The organism is Azonexus hydrophilus (assembly GCF_038368255.1).
Taxonomy (GTDB): domain Bacteria; phylum Pseudomonadota; class Gammaproteobacteria; order Burkholderiales; family Rhodocyclaceae; genus Azonexus; species Azonexus hydrophilus.
The window spans coordinates 804,162-822,221 of record NZ_CP151406.1 but is presented as its reverse complement, the minus strand read 5'-3'; the positions used below and the strand labels follow the sequence as shown (position 1 = coordinate 822,221).

22 protein-coding genes are annotated in these 18,060 nt (G+C 65.8%); 14 read left to right on the top strand and 8 right to left on the bottom strand.

What is annotated here, in order from left to right:
- The first annotated feature begins 2 nt into the window (after positions 1-2).
- Together AADV58_RS04005 and AADV58_RS04000 are read left to right on the top strand one after the other, a co-directional pair.
- A complete protein-coding gene (locus tag AADV58_RS04005; protein ID WP_028994849.1) occupies positions 3-875 on the top strand; it encodes an ATP-binding protein in 873 nt (290 codons plus the stop codon).
- A complete protein-coding gene (locus AADV58_RS04000; RefSeq protein ID WP_341744138.1) occupies positions 872-1,819 on the top strand; it encodes a Nudix family hydrolase in 948 nt (315 codons plus the stop codon). Before AADV58_RS04005 ends, AADV58_RS04000 begins: the two co-directional genes overlap by 4 nt.
- Position 1,820: 1 nt before the next feature.
- On the opposite strand, the gene AADV58_RS03995 is transcribed toward AADV58_RS04000, so the two are convergent.
- The 5 genes from AADV58_RS03995 to AADV58_RS03975 are packed head-to-tail and all read right to left on the bottom strand — an operon-like array spanning position 1,821 to position 5,541.
- Positions 1,821-2,027: a DNA gyrase inhibitor YacG gene (locus AADV58_RS03995; RefSeq protein WP_028994847.1), complete on the bottom strand. Its 207-nt coding sequence runs from the start codon at positions 2,025-2,027 to the stop codon at positions 1,821-1,823.
- A 10-nt stretch (positions 2,028-2,037) separates the two neighbouring features.
- Positions 2,038-2,796 carry a cell division protein ZapD gene (gene zapD, locus AADV58_RS03990; protein ID WP_341744137.1) on the bottom strand — a complete coding sequence of 253 codons (759 nt, stop codon included), beginning with the start codon at positions 2,794-2,796 and terminating at the stop codon, positions 2,038-2,040.
- A 60-nt stretch (positions 2,797-2,856) separates the two neighbouring features.
- Positions 2,857-3,480: a dephospho-CoA kinase gene (gene coaE / locus AADV58_RS03985; protein ID WP_341744136.1), complete on the bottom strand. Its 624-nt coding sequence runs from the start codon at positions 3,478-3,480 to the stop codon at positions 2,857-2,859.
- On the bottom strand, positions 3,477-4,172 hold the full coding sequence (locus AADV58_RS03980) for an SPOR domain-containing protein (protein ID WP_341744135.1): 696 nt from the start codon (positions 4,170-4,172) through the stop codon (positions 3,477-3,479). The genes coaE and AADV58_RS03980 overlap by 4 nt, the downstream gene beginning before the upstream one ends.
- A gap of 4 nt (positions 4,173-4,176) precedes the next feature.
- Entirely contained in the window at positions 4,177-5,541 is a 1,365-nt protein-coding gene (locus AADV58_RS03975) for a TrpB-like pyridoxal phosphate-dependent enzyme (RefSeq protein WP_341744134.1), read from the bottom strand.
- A 120-nt stretch (positions 5,542-5,661) separates the two neighbouring features.
- Here AADV58_RS03975 and AADV58_RS03970 point away from each other — a divergent pair, with 120 nt between their 5' ends.
- From AADV58_RS03970 to AADV58_RS03940, 7 genes are all read left to right on the top strand, one after another.
- Positions 5,662-6,192 (top strand): DOMON-like domain-containing protein, encoded by a 531-nt coding sequence (locus tag AADV58_RS03970; RefSeq protein WP_341744133.1) that lies wholly within the window; start codon positions 5,662-5,664, stop codon positions 6,190-6,192.
- Complete coding sequence (locus AADV58_RS03965) at positions 6,189-7,409, top strand: DUF1343 domain-containing protein (protein ID WP_341744132.1); 1,221 nt, start codon at positions 6,189-6,191, stop codon at positions 7,407-7,409. The genes AADV58_RS03970 and AADV58_RS03965 overlap by 4 nt, the downstream gene beginning before the upstream one ends.
- A complete protein-coding gene (locus AADV58_RS03960; RefSeq protein ID WP_341744131.1) occupies positions 7,406-8,662 on the top strand; it encodes an anion transporter in 1,257 nt (418 codons plus the stop codon). Before AADV58_RS03965 ends, AADV58_RS03960 begins: the two co-directional genes overlap by 4 nt.
- A 114-nt stretch (positions 8,663-8,776) precedes the next feature.
- On the top strand, positions 8,777-9,118 hold the full coding sequence (locus tag AADV58_RS03955) for a DUF4870 family protein (RefSeq protein WP_028994839.1): 342 nt from the start codon (positions 8,777-8,779) through the stop codon (positions 9,116-9,118).
- Positions 9,119-9,194: 76 nt separating this feature from the next.
- The gene (locus AADV58_RS03950; RefSeq protein WP_028994838.1) at positions 9,195-9,494 is read left to right on the top strand and encodes a type II toxin-antitoxin system RelE/ParE family toxin; all 300 of its coding nucleotides are present in this window, start codon (positions 9,195-9,197) and stop codon (positions 9,492-9,494) included.
- Positions 9,495-9,497: 3 nt separating this feature from the next.
- The gene (locus AADV58_RS03945) at positions 9,498-9,785 is read left to right on the top strand and encodes an addiction module antidote protein (protein ID WP_028994837.1); all 288 of its coding nucleotides are present in this window, start codon (positions 9,498-9,500) and stop codon (positions 9,783-9,785) included.
- An 87-nt stretch (positions 9,786-9,872) separates the two neighbouring features.
- Positions 9,873-11,429 carry an ATP-binding protein gene (locus AADV58_RS03940; protein ID WP_341744130.1) on the top strand — a complete coding sequence of 519 codons (1,557 nt, stop codon included), beginning with the start codon at positions 9,873-9,875 and terminating at the stop codon, positions 11,427-11,429.
- Here the strand turns inward: AADV58_RS03940 and ftsX are convergent, their stop codons facing one another.
- From ftsX to ftsY, 3 genes are read right to left on the bottom strand one after another with little or no spacing between them, the layout of a single operon-like run.
- Positions 11,430-12,329, bottom strand: coding sequence for a permease-like cell division protein FtsX (gene ftsX / locus AADV58_RS03935; RefSeq protein ID WP_281982860.1), 900 nt, complete (start codon positions 12,327-12,329; stop codon positions 11,430-11,432).
- Positions 12,326-12,976, bottom strand: coding sequence for a cell division ATP-binding protein FtsE (locus tag AADV58_RS03930; RefSeq protein WP_028994835.1), 651 nt, complete (start codon positions 12,974-12,976; stop codon positions 12,326-12,328). Before AADV58_RS03930 ends, ftsX begins: the two co-directional genes overlap by 4 nt.
- Positions 12,973-13,950, bottom strand: coding sequence for a signal recognition particle-docking protein FtsY (gene ftsY / locus AADV58_RS03925; protein ID WP_341744129.1), 978 nt, complete (start codon positions 13,948-13,950; stop codon positions 12,973-12,975). The genes AADV58_RS03930 and ftsY overlap by 4 nt, the downstream gene beginning before the upstream one ends.
- Positions 13,951-14,059: 109 nt before the next feature.
- On the opposite strand from ftsY, the gene AADV58_RS03920 reads away from it, so the two are divergent.
- From AADV58_RS03920 to AADV58_RS03900, 5 genes are read left to right on the top strand one after another with little or no spacing between them, the layout of a single operon-like run.
- Complete coding sequence (locus AADV58_RS03920) at positions 14,060-15,418, top strand: pitrilysin family protein (RefSeq protein WP_341744128.1); 1,359 nt, start codon at positions 14,060-14,062, stop codon at positions 15,416-15,418.
- Positions 15,419-15,429: 11 nt separating this feature from the next.
- Entirely contained in the window at positions 15,430-16,719 is a 1,290-nt protein-coding gene (locus AADV58_RS03915; RefSeq protein WP_028994832.1) for a M16 family metallopeptidase, read from the top strand.
- Entirely contained in the window at positions 16,716-17,258 is a 543-nt protein-coding gene (gene rsmD, locus AADV58_RS03910) for a 16S rRNA (guanine(966)-N(2))-methyltransferase RsmD (RefSeq protein WP_028994831.1), read from the top strand. Before AADV58_RS03915 ends, rsmD begins: the two co-directional genes overlap by 4 nt.
- Complete coding sequence (gene coaD / locus AADV58_RS03905; RefSeq protein WP_028994830.1) at positions 17,255-17,749, top strand: pantetheine-phosphate adenylyltransferase; 495 nt, start codon at positions 17,255-17,257, stop codon at positions 17,747-17,749. The genes rsmD and coaD overlap by 4 nt, the downstream gene beginning before the upstream one ends.
- 20 nt (positions 17,750-17,769) lie before the next feature.
- Positions 17,770-18,027: a YfhL family 4Fe-4S dicluster ferredoxin gene (locus tag AADV58_RS03900; RefSeq protein WP_028994829.1), complete on the top strand. Its 258-nt coding sequence runs from the start codon at positions 17,770-17,772 to the stop codon at positions 18,025-18,027.
- Positions 18,028-18,060: the final 33 nt, after the last annotated feature.

Here is an 18,060-nt window from a genome sequence, read left to right as displayed (position 1 = left end):
CCATGATCGACTCCGCCCAACTCGAACGCCTGCTGACCCGCGCCGAGCATGTGCTCGGCCGCCTCGAAGCCACGCTGCCACCGGCCCCGCCCCTGCCCGACTGGCACGCCGCCGTGGCTTTCCGCTGGCGCAAGCGCGGTGCCCGCGGCTGGTTGCAGGGCGTCGGCAAGCCGCACCCGATCCGCCTCAGCGACATCGAGACCGTCGACGACCAGAAAGCCCGCATCGTCGCCAATACCCGTCAGTTCGTCGCCGGCCAGGGCGCCAACAACGTGCTGCTGACCGGCGCCCGCGGCTGCGGCAAGTCCTCGCTGGTCAAGGCCGTGCTCAACGAATTCTCGGCCGACGGCCTGCGCCTGATCGAAGTCGACAAGCACGACCTGATCGACCTGCCGGACATCGTCGACCTGGTCGACGGCCGGCCGGAAAAATTCATCATCTTCTGCGACGATCTGTCGTTCGAAGCCGGCGAAACCGCCTACAAGGCCCTGAAGTCGGTACTCGACGGCTCGGTCGCGGCGCCGCCGGACAACGTGCTGATCTACGCCACCTCCAACCGCCGCCACCTGATGCCCGAATACATGTCGGAAAACCTGGAAACCCAGCGCGTCGGCGACGAAATCCACCCCGGCGAGGCGGTCGAGGAGAAAGTCTCGCTGTCCGAACGCTTCGGCCTGTGGATTTCCTTCTACCCCTTCTCGCAGGACGATTACCTGGCCGTCTTCGCGCATTGGGCGCGGCAGTTCGGCATTAGCGACGCAGTGATCGCCGCCAGCGAACGCGAAGCGCTGAACTGGGCACTGTCACGCGGGTCGCGCTCGGGCCGCGTCGCCTGGCAATTCGCCCGCGACCTGGCCGGGCGCCAGCCGGCATGAGCGCCATCGTCGAAGTCGCGGCCGCCGTGATGCTGCGCGCCGACGGTCGCGAATTCCTGCTCGCCCAGCGTCCGGAAGGCAAGGTCTACGCCGGCTACTGGGAATTTCCCGGCGGCAAGGTCGAGGCCGGCGAAAGCGTGCGCGACGCACTGGTGCGCGAACTGCACGAAGAACTGGGGATCAGCGTCACCGTCTGCCACCCCTGGCTGACCCGCGTGTTCACCTACCCGCATGCGACGGTCCGCCTCAATTTCTGGCGCGTCACCGCCTGGACCGGCGAAATCGGCATCACCGCGCCGCTCGAACACAGCGCCGTAGACTGGCAGGAACGCGGCCGTCCGGCCAGCGTGACGCCCGTGCTACCGGCCAACGACCCCATCCTGAAAGCCCTGGCGCTGCCCGACACGATGCTCATCTCGATGGCCGAGGAAAGCGGCACCGAGGCCTGGCTGGCCCGCCTCGAACGGCGACTGGGCGTCGGCCCGGCGCCGCTGATCCAGGTCCGCGACAAATCCCTGCCGGCCGCGCAGCGAGCGGCTTTCGCCGCTGCCGTGGTCGACCTCGCCCAGCGCCACGGCGCACCGGTGGTCATCAACGACGATATCGAACTAGCAAAGCTTTGCGGCGCCGACGGCGTGCACCTCTCAGCGGCAGCGCTGGCCGCCTGCGCCCAACGTCCGGATTTCGCCTGGGTCGGCGCCTCCTGCCACACGACAGAGGAAATTGCCCGGGCCGGCGAACTGGAACTGGATTACGCGCTGCTCGGCCCGGTCCTGGCAACGCCGACCCACCCCGAGCATCCCGGCATCGGCTGGCGCCGCTTCGCCGATTACCGCGCCGGCAACCGGCTACCGGTGTTCGCCCTGGGCGGCATGCGCGAAACCCTGCGCGACAGCGCCATACACCACGGCGCCCACGGCATTGCGCTGATGCGCGGCTGGTAAGTCAGCGCTTGCTTTCGAGGAAATCGACGCCGGGCGCGGCGGTTTCCTCGTCGGTCGGCTGACCGGGAATGGTGTAGCTGCCGCTGGCCCAGGCGCCCAGATCGATCTGCTTGCAGCGCTCGGAACAGAACGGGCGCCACTTGTTCTCGGGCGCCCACAGGGAATCCTGGCCGCACTGCGGGCAGCGGACGATACGCGGCTTGGTCATGGGTGGAAAATCAGAGGTTGCAGAAAGTCAGGTCGAACTCGACATCGCGCTCGCAGCCACGCGCTTTCAGTTCATTGAGCGGTGGCTTGGTGAAGCGGATGTTGAGGAAGTACTTGTTGGCGCTGACTTCGGGGACCGCGGCTTCCTCGGGATCGACTTCGACGCGCACCATCTGCGCCGAGGTACCGCCGAGATTGAGCTGGAACTGCCCATGCACGGCGACATGGCGCTTGGGCCGGCCGCTCGAACGCAGCAGGCGCAGGACGATGGCCGACGCGTCACGCAGCGCGAACATCGGCTTGCTCCAGCCTTCCAGCGCCGCCCGCCGGGTTTGCGGGTCGCGGTGCAGCCACCAGTGATACGAGGGCAGGTCGAATTCGCAGACGCCGCCGGGAATGGCAGCGCGGCTCTTGATGCTCATCAGCCAGTCGTTGTCGCGCAGATACTGGCCAATCTTGCCGCTCATGCCGAGTAACGCGGCCGACGACTGCTCGATTTCGTAGAGCGCGCCGGACAGGGCTTCTTCGGAAATATCGGGGTTGTTGCGAAAGGCCAGCAAGGTCTGCCGCTGCCGTTCGAGTTCCTGGATCAGGTCCATCTTGAGGTCGGCACGCCCCGCCGCTTCGAGGATTTCGAACAGGGCGACAAGCGCCGCATGGTGTTCGTGCTGACCGTCCGCCCGGGCGAAGTAAGCCGTCTTCTCGAAGAGGTCTTCGAGACGCAACAGCGTGCGGATGCGCTCGTTGAACGGATATTCGTAGGTAATCACTCGGCCCGGTTCCGGTAATCGGAAAATTGTGCTGAATTCTGAGCCATTTGCATGCAAATCTCAACAGTTTGCATTAGGTTTTTTCAGGGCAGAGGCGAGATATTTCCGATGCAGGGCAGCGATCTGTGCGTCGAGATTTGCCTTGTCACCGCCGTTGTCGATGACATCGTCGGCAATCGCCAGGCGCTGCCGGCGACTGGCCTGGGCCGCCAGAATGGCTTCGACCTCGGCCCGCGACAGCCCGTTACGGGCCATGACGCGTTCGATCTGCAGGCTCTCCAGACAATCGACGACGGCGATACGATCACAACGTTCGCGGTACTGCCCCGACTCGACCAGCAGCGGCACCGCCAGGATCACGTAGGGCGCCGTCGCGGCACGGCAACGCTGATCCGACAGCTCGCGGATCAGCGGATGGAGGATGGATTCGAGGCGCGTTCGGGCCGAGGCGTCGGCAAAGACCAGACGGCGCATCGCCGCCCGGTCCAGCGCACCGTCCGGGGTGGCGATAGCGTCGCCGAAAGCCTGGCGCAGCAGCGGCATGGCCGCACCGTCGGCAGCCGTCAGCTCATGGGCGATGGCATCGGTATCGACCAGCGCCGCCCCCGCCTCGACAAAGCGGTCGGCGACCGTCGTCTTGCCGCTGCCGACCCCGCCCGTCAGACCGACGACGTAATGACTCACTCGCAATCTTTCGGCGGACTCTTGGGCAGGGCTTCGGCCAGCGCCGCCAGCAACGCATCCTTGCGCCCCGCCGGGCCGCGCAGTTCGACCTGCAGATTGCCGTCCTTGTCCGGCCGCGCGCCCACCCGCGCCGACCGCACGCCCTGTGCCTTCAGCTTGGCCAGATGTTCCTGCGCCCCCTTCTCGGTACTGAAGATGCCGAGCGAAATGGCGTTGCGCGACGCCCCTTCCTGGACAATGAAATACTCGCTGACACCCAGCGCCTTCAATTCCTGCGCTTTCTTCTCGGCGGCGGCACGATTGGCCTGGGGCGGCATATGCACCCACCAGCCGCTGCCTTCGCCGGCAACTGCTGCCTGCGCCAGCGTGAAGTCGGCAAAACCACCACCGACAACCCGTCCGACGCGCTCCGCCTCAACCTTGGCCAACGAAGCCCAGCGCAGGCAGACCGGCGCCACCGCCTCGGCCACAACCTCGGTCGTGGCAACTTCAGCCGGCACCGGCTCGACCGGCGCTGCCTGAAGTGCAGCAGGCGCCGGCGGCTCGCCGCTGGCGACGATGCGGATCCGCTCGGGATGCAACTGCAGTCCGACCCGGTTGCTCTCGTTGCTCCCGCCCGTATCGATCAATCCCGTCGAAAACGCGTAGAACAACAGGTTGGCGAGAACAAGGAGGAAGACGAGGATTTTCACGATTTCAGCCGACCTTGGGCAGGTGCTTCAGCGATTCGACGATGGCTTCGGCCGGATACTCGTAGTCTTCCAGCTTGCCGGAGAAATACTTGTCGTACGACGCCATGTCGAAGTGGCCGTGACCGGTCAGGCAGAACAGCAGCGTCTTGGCTTCGCCGGTGGCCTTGCAGCGCAGCGCCTCGTCGATGGTCGCGCGGATCGCGTGGCAGGATTCCGGCGCTGGGATGATGCCTTCGGCACGGGCAAACTGAACGCCGGCCTCGAAGGTGCCGACCTGCGGCACGGCGATGGCGTCGAGCAGTTTTTCATGGAACAGCTGCGAGAGCAGCGGTGAAGCGCCGTGGTAACGCAGGCCGCCGGCGTGGATGCCGGGCGGCATGAAGTCGTGGCCGAGCGTGTACATCTTCATGATCGGCGTGTAGCCGGAAGCATCGCCGTAATCGTAGGTGTAGGCGCCCTTGGTCAGCGTCGGGCAGGAAGTCGGCTCGACCGCGACGCAGCGCAGCTTGGCCGCCCGCTTGTCGCCGGCCGCCTTGTCGGCGAGGAAGGGAAAGGCGATGCCGCCGAAGCTGGAACCGCCGCCGCAGGGCCCGAAGATCACGTCCGGGTAGAGGCCGATCTTGTCGAACTGCTTCTTGGCTTCGAGGCCGATCACGGTCTGGTGCAGGAGCACATGGTTGAGCACCGAACCCAGCGTGTAACAGGTGTTCGGGTCGGCGGCGGCTTCCTCGACCGCCTCCGAGATCGCCAGGCCGAGCGAGCCCTGGCAGTCCGGGTCGGCGGCCAGCGCGGCGCGACCGGCGTTGGTCAGGTTGGTCGGCGAGGCGAAGACCTCGGCGCCCCAGGTCTGCATCATCGAGCGACGGAAAGGCTTCTGCTGGTAGCTGACGTTGACCATGAACACGCGCACCGGCAGGCCGAACATCTGACCGGCGTAGGAAATCGAAGAGCCCCACTGGCCGGCGCCGGTTTCGGTGGTCAGCTTCTTGGTGCCGGCGAGCTTGTTGTAGAAAGCCTGCGGCACGGCGGAATTCGGCTTGTGCGAACCGGCCGGCGACACGCCTTCATACTTGAAGAAAATCTTGGCCGGTGTGCCCAGCATCTGCTCCAGACGCAGCGCGCGGCACAGCGGCGCCGGGCGCCATTGCGCATAAATCTGGCGAACCTCCTCGGGAATCGCAATCCAGCGCTCGGCGCTCATTTCCTGTTCGAGGATGGGGTCGGGGAAGATCGCCCCCATCGCCTCCGGCGGCACCGGGTTGCCGTCCGGCCCGAGCGGCGGCGCCGGCGGGTTGGGCATGTCAGCGACGACGTTGTACCAGTGGGTCGGGATTTCTTCTTGTTCCAGGTTGATGCGCAACGGTGTCATGTTTTTTCTCTCTCCCTGCGGTCTGTGCCGCAAAGGCGCTAAATTACTCCAAAACCCCGCCCGGACCAAGGGCACAAGGATTAAAGTAACGCCTGTTTTCGCCCTGCAATTTCGCTGTCCATGAACCTCGAATCCCTGCGCTGCCACCCTGACGGCCCCCCGCCCGACGGCCTTGCCGTCGCGGTCGCCATCCGGCGCACCGACGATGGCGGCTTGCGCCTCGATTACCGGCTGACGCGGGCCTTCGTGAACCTGCTGCTGCCGGCGGCCACAACGCCCGCGCGGACCGACGAACTGTGGCGCCACACCTGTTGCGAAGCCTTCATCGCCCCGGCTGGCGGCAGCGCTTACCGCGAATTCAATTTCTCGCCCGCCAATTGCTGGGCCATCTACGATTTTGCCGATTACCGCCAGGCCTCGGCCTTGCCGCCAATCGACACGCCCCCGCACATCACCTGCCGGCGCGACAGCGACGACCTGTGGCTGTGCGCCGAACTGCCGGCGACCCTGCTGCCCGCTGGCGCCGCCCACCTCGGCCTGACCGTCGTCGCCGAAACCCCGGCCGGCGACAAAAGCTACTGGGCGCTCGCCCACGCCGGCGAACGCCCCGATTTCCACCTTGCCGCCAGCTTCACGCTGCCCCTGCCATGACGCAAAAACTCCTGTTCGGCATCGACCGCCTGATCAACGACCGCGAACTGCGCCGCCCGCTCGCCGGCCACCGCCTCGCCCTGCTCGCCCACCCGGCCTCGGTCACCGCCGACCTGACACACAGCCTCGACGCGCTCTCCGCCCTGCCCGACCTCAAACTCACCGCCGCTTTCGGCCCGCAACACGGGATCAAGGGCGACAAGCAGGACAACATGGTCGAATCGCCGGACTTCGTCGATCCGCAGCACGGCATCCCCATCTTCAGCCTGTACGGCGAAGTGCGCCGGCCGACCGACGCGATGATGGACAGCTTCGACGTGCTACTGGTCGACCTGCAGGATCTCGGCTGCCGCATCTACACCTTCATCACCACGCTGCGCTACGTACTCGAAGCCGCCGCCGCACACGGCAAGAGCGTCTGGGTGCTCGACCGCCCCAACCCGGCCGGTCGGCCGGTCGAGGGCTTCACCCTGCGCGCCAGCTGGGAGAGTTTCGTTGGCGCTGGCGCGATGCCGATGCGCCACGGCCTGACCATGGGCGAACTCGGTCACTGGTTCATCGCCCAGCTCAAACTTGACGTCGATTACCGCGTCATCGAGATGCACGGCTGGCAGCCGGAAGCGGCGCCCGGTTACGGCTGGCCGCTCGGCGAGCGGACCTGGGTCAACCCCAGCCCGAACGCCCCCAACCTCTCGATGGCCCGCGCCTACGCCGGCACGGTGATGCTCGAAGGCACGACGCTGAGCGAAGGCCGCGGCACGACCCGCCCCCTCGAATTCCTGTTCGGTGCCCCGGACATCGACGCGGCGGGGGTGCTGGCCGAGATGCGAGCGCTCGCGCCCGACTGGCTGGACGGCTGCAAGCTGCGCGCCTGCTGGTTCGAACCGACCTTCCACAAATTCCACGGCCAGCTCTGCCAGGCGCTGCAAATCCACAGCGAAGGCCCGTATTACGAGCACGCCGCGTTCAAGCCCTGGCGCCTGCAGGCGCTGGCCTTCAAGGCAATCCGCCGCCTCTGCCCGGACTACCCGATCTGGCGCGATTTCGGCTACGAATACGAATTCGAGCGTCTGGCCATCGACCTGATCAACGGCTCGCCACTGCTGCGCGAATGGGTGGACGATCCGGCCGCAACCCCGGCCGACCTGGACGCCGCCGTACAGGCCGACGAAAACGCCTGGCTGGCCGAACGCGAGGCTTTCCTGATCTACCGATGATCCCCGAACTCGCCGCCCCGCTGCACGCCATCGGGACGCATCCGCTGCAGACGGCCATCGTCGCGGTCTTTGCCGTCGTCTACCTCGGCATGTTCCTCGGCGGTCTGCCCAAACTGAAGCTCGACCGCAGCGGCGTCGCGCTGCTCGGCGGCATCGCCGTCGTCGGCATCGGCGCGATGAGCACCGAGGAAGCGGCGCGTGCCGTGCATCTGCCGACCATCCTGCTGCTCTTCGCCTTCATGGTCGTTTCGGCGCAGATGCGCCTGGGCGGTTTCTACACCGAAGTCACCCGCCGGGTCGCCGCACTGCCGCTCGCCGAACCCTGGCTGCTCGGCGCCCTGATCTTCGTTGCCGGCGCGCTGTCGGCGGTGTTTTCCAACGACATCGTCTGCCTGGCGATGACGCCGGTGGTCGCCCGCCTGTGCATCGAACGCCGGCTCGACCCGGTGCCTTTCCTGGTCGGCCTGGCCTGCGCCGCCAACATCGGCTCGGCGGCAACGCTGATCGGCAATCCGCAGAACATGCTGATCGGCTCGGTGCTGCAACTGCACTTCGCCGACTACCTGATCAAGGCGCTGCCGCCGGTCGTCCTCGGCCTGCTCGCGCTGTGGGCCTGGCTGGTCTTCGCGCCGCGCCGCGCCACCCAGGCGCCCGCCGCCGCCCCGGCCGACGAGACCCTGCCTGCTTTCGACCGCCTGCAAACGGCCAAGGGCCTGACTGTCGCCGGCTGTCTGCTGTTCATCTTCCTGTTCACCGACTGGCCGCGCGAAGTCGCCGCCCTGGTCGGCGCCGGCCTGCTGCTGCTCTCGCGCCGCTTCCATTCCTCGCACGTGATGGGCTTTGTCGACTGGGAACTGCTGGTGCTGTTTGTCGGCCTGTTCGTCGTCAACCACGCCTTCGAAACCACCGGCCTGGCCGCCGCCGCAGTCGGCTGGCTGGGTGGCCACGGCATCCACCTCGGCGACACCGGCCCGCTGTTCGCCATCGGCGTCGGCCTGTCCAACCTGGTCTCCAACGTCCCGGCGGTGATGCTCCTGCTACCCCACCTGAAAACCCCGGACGCCGGCCTCACCCTGGCCCTGGTCAGCACCCTGGCCGGCAACCTGCTGCTGGTCGGCTCGATCGCCAACCTCATCGTCGTCGACCTCGCCCGCAAACAGGGCATCGCCATCGACTGGCGCCAGCACGCCCGCATCAGCATCCCGGTCACCCTGCTGACGCTGGCGATTACCTGGGGCTGGCTGAGCCTGTAGACGCCGTTCCGCATGATGCTGGCCTATCCCCGGCAAATATTGCAGAATCATCCCCGTCATCCACACCATCGCCTGACGACAGCAGCGCCGGGCGAACCACCGGGGAAGCACCGCATGGACTACACACCCGCCACCGGCGATGCCGACAAGTCGGCCAAGACGCTGACCACCGTCATCTACGCCCTGTACGCCGCCTCCTTCCTGATCGGTATCACGGCCATCGCCGCCATCGTCATCAACTACATCAAACGCGGCGAAGTCGCCGGCACCTGGCTCGAAAGCCACTTCCGCTGGCAGATCCGCACCTTCTGGTTCGGCCTGCTCTGGGGCATCATCGGCGCCATCCTCTTCGTGGTCGCCATCGGCTGGTTCATCCTCGTCGCCAACGCCGTCTGGATCATCTACCGCATCGTCAAGGGCTGGCTGAACCTGAACGACGGGAAGCCGATGTATTGATGCAGATGGACAGGCTGTTCATCTACGTCACGTTCGAAATTGCGCACCGGTATCCACTTGGATACAATATAGCGACATGAACACCTTTCATCGCTCCGATGAATTTGACTCTTGGCTCGCTACACTGAAAGATAAAGTGGCACGCGGTCGCATTGTTCACCGCATCCGCTCTGCCGAACATGGCAACTTTGGCGACTGCGAGCCGGTAGGTGGTGGGGTATCTGAAATGCGCGTGCATTTCGGGCCCGGCTATCGAGTCTATTTCACGCGTCGCGGCGAGGTAACCTATTTGCTTCTACTGGGTGGCGACAAGTCCTCACAGAAGCGCGATATCAAACGCGCCATTGAGATGGCGCAGGCTTTGGAGAAGGAGTAAAACATGGTCAAGTTTGCCCCCTTTGACGCCGCCGATTACCTCGACGATGAAGAAACCATTGCGGCGTACATTAGCGCCGCATTGGAAGATGCCAATCCGGATGTGTTCCTGACCGCAGTACGCGATGTGGCCCGTGCCCGAGGCATGGCCCAACTTGCAAAAGATGCCGGCCTGGGTCGAGAAAGTCTGTACAAGGCGCTCACGCCCGGGGCGAAGCCTCGGTACGACACAATGCTCAAATTACTCCACGCGCTCGGAGTAAAAATCTCGGTTTCCCCGCTACATAGCTGATCGCCCCCTTCCTCTCCGGACCGCACCGCCCGATTGTCCTCCTTCCGGCAGTTCGGCCATAATGGGCCAACTCCCGGAATCGAGACGATGGAAGCCCAGCGCAGCAATCCCGCCCTGCATCGCGTGCCCCGCTACATCCACCAGCGTCGCTGGTGGCTGATCCCGCTGTTGCTGTGGATCGGCGGTAGCGCGCTGTATTTTCTGGGGCACATGCACGATATGCGGCAGCAACTCACTGCTGTCGGCATCGAGGGGGCGCGCAACATGTTCCGTATGGTGGTGCTGACGCGCGACTGGAATTCCTCGCATGGCGGGGTCTATGTGCCGGTCACGCCGCAGATCCAGCCCAATCCCTACCTCGACCATCCTCACCGCGACGTGACGACGACCGACGGGGTGGCGATGACGATGATCAATCCGGCCTACATGACCCGCCTGATCGGCGAGATGGCGGCGGCGGACGATTCGACCGTATTCCGCCTGACCAGTCTGAAGCCGATCCGCCCGGCCAACCAGGCCGACCCCTGGGAGAGCCGCCAGCTGGAACGCTTCGAGCAAGGGGTGAGTGAAAGCTGGTCGGTGGAAAACAGCGAAGGCGGCGGCCGGCAATTGCGCTACATGGCGCCGCTGGTGGTCAAGGAAAGCTGCCTGGCCTGCCATGCCGTGCAGGGCTACCGCGTCGGCGACATCCGGGGCGGCATCAGCGTGACCCAGGATTACACGCCGATCGATAGCGCGATCAGCCGGCATCGCGGCGACCTGCTGCTGAGCACGCTGGCGACCTGCCTGCTGATCTCCCTGCTCGGCTGGGCGCTGCTGGAACAGTTGCGCCGGCGCTGGATCGAACTGGCCGGCAAGATCGACGAGGTGGAATCGACCCACCGGCAGTTGCTGCAATCGGAAAAGCTGGCGGCCATCGGTCAGTTGGCGGCGGGCGTCGCGCATGAAATCAACAATCCGGTCGGCTTCGTCAATTCCAACCTCGGTACGCTCGGCAAGTACGGCCAGCAGATGATCGACCTGCTCGACAAGTGCCGCAGGGGCGAAGCCGGCGAGGCCGATTTCGCAGCCTTCGACTACGACTACTTGCGCGGCGACCTGCCCGCCCTGCTGCAGGAATCGCGCGACGGCCTCGAGCGCGTGCGGCGCATCGTCGCCGACCTCAAGGATTTCGCGCGCATCGACCAGACCGACGCGGAGGACTTCGACCTCGACCAGGGGCTGGAGAGCACGCTCAACGTGGTCTGGAACGAACTGAAGTACAAGGCGACGGTGACCCGCGAATTCGGCAAACCGCCGCCCGTGCGTTGCATCGGCGCGCAGATCAACCAGGTGGCGCTCAACCTCTTGGTCAATGCCGGCCAGGCGATTGTCGAGCACGGCACGATTACCGTGCGTAGCGGCTTCAACGACGAAACGGTGTGGTTCGAGGTGATCGATAGCGGCTGCGGCATGTCGGCCGACGTGCTGCCGCACATTTTCGAGCCCTTCTACACGACCCGGCCGGCCGGCAAGGGAACCGGCCTGGGGCTGGCCCTGGCCTACGACATCGTGCGCAAGCACGGCGGTCGCATCGAGGTGGACAGCGAACTCGGTCGTGGCAGCCGCTTCCGCGTCACGCTGCCGCGAACCGAGCGCGCCTGATCAGTCGAAGCGGCGCAGCGACAGGCTGACCGACAACTGCGCGCCGAGCCAGCCGAGAATGCCGCCGGCGGCGCAGAGTGCGGCGATTTCCCGCACCCCCGGCGCGTGCAGCACGAAACTGCCGCCGTACAGCGCGGCCAGTTCGCCGACCGGGCCGGCCAGCAGATGCAGGGCGGCAAACACCAGGCCGCTGGCCACCAGCCCGCCAAGCACGCCCTGCAGCGCGCCGAAATAATGGAAGGGGCGGCGGATGAAGGCGTCGGTGGCGCCAATCATCCGGGCCACTTCGATTTCGGCGGCCTGGGCCAGCACCTGCAGGCGGATGGTGTTGAAGGTCACTGCCACCAGACCGGCGCCGAACAGGCCGGCGAGCATCAGCACGGTCAGCTTGCCGAGCCGCAAAAAGGCGTCGAAGCGCTTGACCCAGGCCGAGTCGAGCTGGGCATGCGCCACCTTCGGCCAGCTGGCGAGCTCCTGGCGCAGTACGTCGAGGGCTTCCGGCGAGGCGTCGGCCGGCTCGACGATGAAGGCGTCGGGTAGCGGATTGCGCGGCAGGCTGGCGACAATTTCGGCCATTTCCTCACTCTTCTGCAAGCGCTTGAGCGCTTCGTCGCGCGGCACGAAGGTAAAGCGGACGCCGGGCAGGGTCTGCAGGCGGCTTTCGATTTCGGCGATGTCCTTGCGCGCCGCACCGACTTCCATGAAGACGCTGATTTCCTGCACGCCGGAAGCGCTGCGGCCGAGTTCGCGCAGATTATCGAGAACGACGTAGCCGAAGGCCGGCAGGGTCAGCGCGATGCCGATGGCGAGCAGCGACAGCAGGGTGTTGAACGGTGCCGCGAGCAGGCGGCGCACCGACAGCGCCAAGGCAGCGCGATGTTGTGACAGCCAGCGTCTCATACCACCCTCCCGTGATCGAGGCGCAGCGCGTTGCCCTGGCAATGCTCGATCCACGACTGGTCGTGGGTGGCGACGACGATGGTCACGCCGACCCGGTGGAAATCGGCGAACAGCGTGCGGATGTCCTGCGCCGAGGCGCTGTCGAGATTGGCCGTGGGCTCGTCGGCGAGCAGCACGGTCGGCCGGTTGACCACGGCGCGGGCGATGGCCAGACGCTGTTGCTCACCGCCGGAGAGGGCAATCGGGTTGGCTTTTTCGCGCGCCAGCAGGCCGACCTTGTCGAGCGCCGCCTGCGCCCGGCGCACGGCCTCGCGGTGCGGCAGGCCGACGATCTGCAGCGGCAGCATCACGTTGTCGAGAGCGCTGCGGTCGAACAGCAGTTTCTGGTCCTGGAAGATCATGCCGAAATGGCGGCGCACGTAAGGAATGGCGCTACGGCGCAGGGCCGAGAGATTCTGCCCGTTAACCACCAGGCTGCCGGAAGTCGGCCGCTCGATCGAGGCGATCAGCTTGACCAGCGTGGTCTTGCCGGCACCGGAATGGCCGGTGATCAGCACCATTTCGCCGGCACCGATCCGGAAGCTGACCCCGGACAGGGCTTCGAAGCCGCCGGGATAGCGTTTGGTCAGGCTGTTGGCAACGATCATTGGTCGAACAGGGCATCCACGAAATCGCGCGCCGAGAACGGACGCAGGTCGTCGATCTGCTCACCGACGCCGATGAAGCGGATCGGCTTCGGGCACTGGCGGGCAATCGCCGCAACGACGCCGCCCTTGGCGGTGCCGTCGAGCTTGGTCAGGACCAGGCCGGTGACGTTGATCGCCTTGTCGAAGGCCTTGACCTGCTGCAGCGCGTTCTGGCCGATGTTGGCGTCGAGCACCAACAGGGTTTCGTGCGGGCCGTCCGGCTCGACCTTCTGGATGACGCGACGGACCTTGGCGATTTCGTCCATCAGATGCAGTTGCGTCGGCAGGCGACCGGCCGTGTCGGCCAGCACGACATCGATGCCGCGGGCCTTGGCGGCGGAGATGGCGTCGAAGATGACAGCCGCCGGATCGCCCGATTCCTGGGCGATGACGGTGACGTTGTTGCGCTCGCCCCAGGTCTGCAACTGCTCGCGGGCAGCGGCGCGGAAAGTGTCGCCGGCGGCCAGCAGCACGCTCTTGCCCTGGCTCTGGAAATACTTGGCCAGCTTGCCGATCGAAGTCGTCTTGCCGGCGCCGTTCACCCCGGCGATCATGATCACGTAGGGTTTGTGGGTACTCACATCGAGCGCCTGTTCGAGCGGCGCGAGAATCGTGTAAAGCGCATCCGACAGGGCCTGCTGGATGGCCTCCGGGGTTTCCAGCTTGTCGCGCTTGGCCGCCTTCTTGAGTTCGTCGAGCAGGTGGGTGGTCGCCTCGATGCCGACGTCGGAAGTCAGCAGCAGGGTTTCGAGTTCTTCGAGCAGTTCGTCGTCGACCTTGCCGCGCGAGAAGATGGACTTGAGCGTGCCGCCCCACTGGGCGCGGGTCCGGGCCAGGCCCTTGAACAGGCGTTCGCGCCAGGAAGCCGGCGCCGGGGTTTCGGTCGTGGCGTCGGGCTGGGCGGCCGACGTGGATTTCTTCAGGAAACTGAACATGGATGTTAAGGTCTCAGGCCTTGCTGACAGGCGGACGCTCAGTCGTTAAGATGCCGTCCGGATCGATGCAGAAACAGCCTTGGATTCTAGCAGAAAGCCCCCACTTCCCATGATCATGCGACACCTGCTTCCCGTTTTGCTGGCCCCCTGGCTGCTCTCCGCAGCCCTCGCCAACCCCTACGAAACCACGCTCGACAACGGCCTCAAGGTCATCGTCAAGGAAGACCGGCGCGCGCCGACGGCGGTGCACATGGTCTGGTACCGGGTCGGCAGCATGGACGAGGTCGATGGCACCTCCGGCGTCGCCCACGTGCTCGAACACATGATGTTCAAGGGTACGCCGACGGTCGGCCCGGGCGAGTTCAACAAGCGCGTGGCCGCCGCCGGCGGGCGCGACAACGCCTTCACCAGCCGCGACTACACGGCCTATTTCCAGCAGATTCCGCGCGAAAGGCTGGCCGAGATGATGGCCCTGGAAGCCGACCGCATGCGCCACCTGACCGTCGATCCCAAGGAATTCGCCCAGGAGATCAAGGTGGTCATGGAAGAGCGCCGCATGCGCACCGACGACGACCCGCAGGCCAAGCTGTTCGAGCAGATGAACGCGGTCGCCTATCAGGCCCACCCGTATCGCCGGCCGATCATCGGCTGGATGAACGACCTGGAAAACATGACCGCCGAAGACGCCCGCGCCTGGTACGACACCTGGTATGTGCCCAACAACGCGTATGTCGTCGTCTCCGGCGATGTCGACCACCAGGAAGTCTTCGCCCTGGCCCGCGAGCACTACGGCGCTCTGGCGGCCCGCCCGCTGCCGGCGCGCAAGGCGCAGGTCGAGCCGCGTCAGGAAGGCACGCGCCAGCTGACGACCAAGGGACCGGCCGAACTGCCGGTGCTGATCATGGGCTACAAGGCGCCGATCCTGCGCAACCCGGCGACCGACCGCGATCCCTACGCGCTGGAAATCCTCGGCGGCATCCTCGACGGCCACGACGCCGCCCGCTTCAACCGCAAGCTGGTGCGCGAGGACAAACTGGCCATTTCGGCCGGCGTCAGCTACGACAGCACGGCGCGCGGCCCGGGCATGATCTACCTCTACGGCAGCCCGTCGGAAGGGCGCACGGTCGCCGAACTGGAAGCCGCGCTGCGCGCCGAGATCGCCCGTATCCAGCAGGAAGGCGTCAGCGAGGCGGAGTTGAAACGGACCAAGGCGCAACTCGTCGCCAGCCAGGTGTACAAGCTCGATTCGGTATTCGGTCAGGCCATGGAAATCGGCCAGATGGAAGCCATCGGCCTGTCGTGGAAGGACGTGGACATCATGATCGACCGACTGCAGCAGGTCACCGCCGCCGATGTGCAGGCGGCTGCGAAAAAATATTTCGACGACGACGCGCTGACCATCGGCATCCTCGACCCGCAACCGCTGGACGGCCTGCCGCGCCGCCAGCGCGTCCCCACCCGTCACTGAGGGAATCCGCCATGAAACGACTGCTCACCGCAGCCATCACCTTCCTTGCCGCCCAGACGGCGCTGGCCGGCGTTGCCATTGAACACTGGACAACAACCAACGGCACCCGCGTCTACTTTTCGGCCGCGCCGGCGCTGCCCATGCTCGACGTGCAGATCGACTTCGCCGCCGGCTCGATGTTCGATCCGGCCGACAAGGCCGGGCTGGCCGCGCTGACCCGTGGCATCCTCGACCTCGGTGCCGGCGAGCGCGACGAAACGGCAATCGCCGAGCAGCTGGCCGACCTCGGCGCCCGCCTCGGCGGCGGCGCCGACACCGACCGCGCCAGCCTCTCGCTGCGCACCCTGACCGCCGCCGACAAGCTGCCAGCGGCGCTTGCCGTGCTCACCGACGTGCTGCGCCAGCCGCATTTCGACGCCGCCATCCTGGAGCGAGAAAAGGCCCGCACCATCGCCAGCCTCAAGGATGCGATGACCCGCCCCGACAGCATCGCCGGCAAGGCCTTCTGGGAAGCGCTGTACCCGGATCACCCCTACGGTCGCCAGGCGACGCCGGACAGCGTGGCAACGCTGACCCGCGACGATCTGGTCGATTTCCACCGGCGTCTGTACACCGCCGGCAACGCCAGCATCGCCATGGTCGGCCAGCTGACGCGGGCCGAAGCCGAAACCATTGCCGAGCAATTGAGCCTGGCCCTGCCGGCCGGCACCCCGCCGGACCTGCCGAAGCCGCCGGGCACCGCCCGCGCCCGCACGGTGGCGCTGGCGCACCCGGCCAGCCAGGCCCACATCTATCTCGGCCTGCCGGCCATCGAGCGCGGGCATCCCGATTTCTTCCCGCTGCTGGTCGGCAACTACACCCTCGGCGGTGGCGGCTTCGTCTCGCACCTGGTCCAGGAAGTCCGCGACAAGCGCGGTTTCGTCTACAGCATCTACAGCTACTTTGCCCCGATGCGCCAGACCGGCCCCTTCCAGATCGGCCTGCAGACCCAGCGCAAGCAGGCCAGGGAAGCGATCAAGGTGGTCCGCCAGGTGGTCGGCGATTTCGTCGCCAAGGGACCGACCGAGGAAGAACTGGTCGCGGCCAAGGCCAATCTCTCCGGCGGCTTCCCGCTGCGCCTGGACAGCAATGCCAAATTGCTCGGCAACATCGCCGTGATCGGCTTCTACGGCCTGCCGCTCGATTATCTCGATCATTACCGGGCACGCGTCGAGGCGGTCACCGCCGACGAGGTACGGGCGGCTTTCGCCCGCCATGTCCGCCTCGGCAATATGGTCACGGTCACGGTGGCGGCAGAGTGAATTCGGTGCGTATCGTCGGCGGCGAGTTCCGCCGCCGCGTCCTGCGCTTTCCCGACAGCGAGGGTCTGCGGCCGACGCCGGACCGCGTGCGCGAAACGCTGTTCAACTGGCTCGGTCAGGAACTCGACGGCTGGCACTGCCTCGATCTGTTTGCCGGCAGCGGCGCACTCGGTTTCGAAGCCGCCTCGCGCGGTGCCACCCGCGTGCTGATGATCGAGAATTCACCGCGCGTGCTGGCGGCGTTGCATGAAAACCACGAATTGCTCCATAAGCCGGCCAGCGTGGAGATCAGGCGCGGGGATGCGCTACAATGCTTGGCTTCGGTGCACGACGCGTTCGACCTGATCTTTCTTGACCCGCCTTATCACAAGGGCTGGCTGCCGCGCCTGGCGCCGCTGCTGGACAAGGCCCTGAAAGCGGATGGCGCGCTGTACGTCGAAGCGGAACACGAAATCGATTCGCTCGCCGGGTGGCGCACCACACGCCACGGCAAGGCCGGCGGCGTCCATTACCACTTGTTGCGGCGAGCGACGGATTGAACAAACTTAACCACCGCGTAGCGATCTACCCCGGCACCTTCGACCCGATCACCCGGGGCCACGAGGATCTGGTGCGCCGGGCCGCAACCCTGTTCGACAAGCTGATCCTGGCGATTGCCGAGAGCCCTTCCAAGCAGCCGCGATTCACGCTGGCCGACCGGGTCGACATGGCGCGCGAGGTGGTCGGCGACCTGCCCAACATCGAGATCGTCGGCTTCAACACCCTGCTGATGAGCTTCGTTCATGAGATGGGTGCCAAGGTGATCGTGCGCGGACTGCGCGCCGTGTCCGACTTCGAATACGAATTCCAGATGGCCGGAATGAACCGCAGCCTCTATCCCGAGGTCGAAACGGTGTTCCTGACCCCGGGCGAGCAATACATGTTCATTTCCGCAACGATGGTGCGGGAAATTGCGCGCCTGGGCGGTGATGTAGGAAAATTCGTCCATCCTTCTGTAGAAAAGCGCCTGCGGGCAACAACCACTGCTTAAACGAGAGAGGAACTAGAGTCATGGCTCTGCTGATTACCGACGAGTGCATCAATTGCGATGTGTGCGAACCGGAATGCCCGAACGAGGCCATTTCCCAGGGCGAAGAGATCTATGTGATCGACCCGGCCAAGTGCACGGAATGCGTCGGCCACTATGACGAACCGCAATGTGTGCAAGTCTGCCCGGTCGATTGCATCCCCAAGGATCCCAGCCACGAGGAATCCGAGGACCAGCTCTGGACCAAGTACGAGAAGCTGACCGGCAACTCGCGCCCCTGAGCAGCATCACGTAAAAAAGCCCACGATTCGCGT

Excerpts from the sequence above, each read along its gene's own strand:
- AADV58_RS04005 (WP_028994849.1), top strand. The coding sequence starts at position 3 with ATGATCGACTCCGCCCAACTCGAACGCCTGCTGACCCGCGCCGAGCAT.
- AADV58_RS04000 (WP_341744138.1), top strand. The coding sequence starts at position 872 with ATGAGCGCCATCGTCGAAGTCGCGGCCGCCGTGATGCTGCGCGCCGAC.
- AADV58_RS03995 (WP_028994847.1), bottom strand. The coding sequence starts at position 2,027 with ATGACCAAGCCGCGTATCGTCCGCTGCCCGCAGTGCGGCCAGGATTCC.
- AADV58_RS03975 (WP_341744134.1), bottom strand. The coding sequence starts at position 5,541 with ATGACACCGTTGCGCATCAACCTGGAACAAGAAGAAATCCCGACCCAC.
- AADV58_RS03970 (WP_341744133.1), top strand. The coding sequence starts at position 5,662 with ATGAACCTCGAATCCCTGCGCTGCCACCCTGACGGCCCCCCGCCCGAC.
- AADV58_RS03965 (WP_341744132.1), top strand. The coding sequence starts at position 6,189 with ATGACGCAAAAACTCCTGTTCGGCATCGACCGCCTGATCAACGACCGC.
- AADV58_RS03960 (WP_341744131.1), top strand. The coding sequence starts at position 7,406 with ATGATCCCCGAACTCGCCGCCCCGCTGCACGCCATCGGGACGCATCCG.
- AADV58_RS03955 (WP_028994839.1), top strand. The coding sequence starts at position 8,777 with ATGGACTACACACCCGCCACCGGCGATGCCGACAAGTCGGCCAAGACG.
- AADV58_RS03950 (WP_028994838.1), top strand. The coding sequence starts at position 9,195 with ATGAACACCTTTCATCGCTCCGATGAATTTGACTCTTGGCTCGCTACA.
- AADV58_RS03945 (WP_028994837.1), top strand. The coding sequence starts at position 9,498 with ATGGTCAAGTTTGCCCCCTTTGACGCCGCCGATTACCTCGACGATGAA.
- AADV58_RS03940 (WP_341744130.1), top strand. The coding sequence starts at position 9,873 with ATGGAAGCCCAGCGCAGCAATCCCGCCCTGCATCGCGTGCCCCGCTAC.
- ftsX (WP_281982860.1), bottom strand. The coding sequence starts at position 12,329 with ATGAGACGCTGGCTGTCACAACATCGCGCTGCCTTGGCGCTGTCGGTG.
- AADV58_RS03930 (WP_028994835.1), bottom strand. The coding sequence starts at position 12,976 with ATGATCGTTGCCAACAGCCTGACCAAACGCTATCCCGGCGGCTTCGAA.
- ftsY (WP_341744129.1), bottom strand. The coding sequence starts at position 13,950 with ATGTTCAGTTTCCTGAAGAAATCCACGTCGGCCGCCCAGCCCGACGCC.
- AADV58_RS03920 (WP_341744128.1), top strand. The coding sequence starts at position 14,060 with ATGATCATGCGACACCTGCTTCCCGTTTTGCTGGCCCCCTGGCTGCTC.
- AADV58_RS03915 (WP_028994832.1), top strand. The coding sequence starts at position 15,430 with ATGAAACGACTGCTCACCGCAGCCATCACCTTCCTTGCCGCCCAGACG.
- AADV58_RS03900 (WP_028994829.1), top strand. The coding sequence starts at position 17,770 with ATGGCTCTGCTGATTACCGACGAGTGCATCAATTGCGATGTGTGCGAA.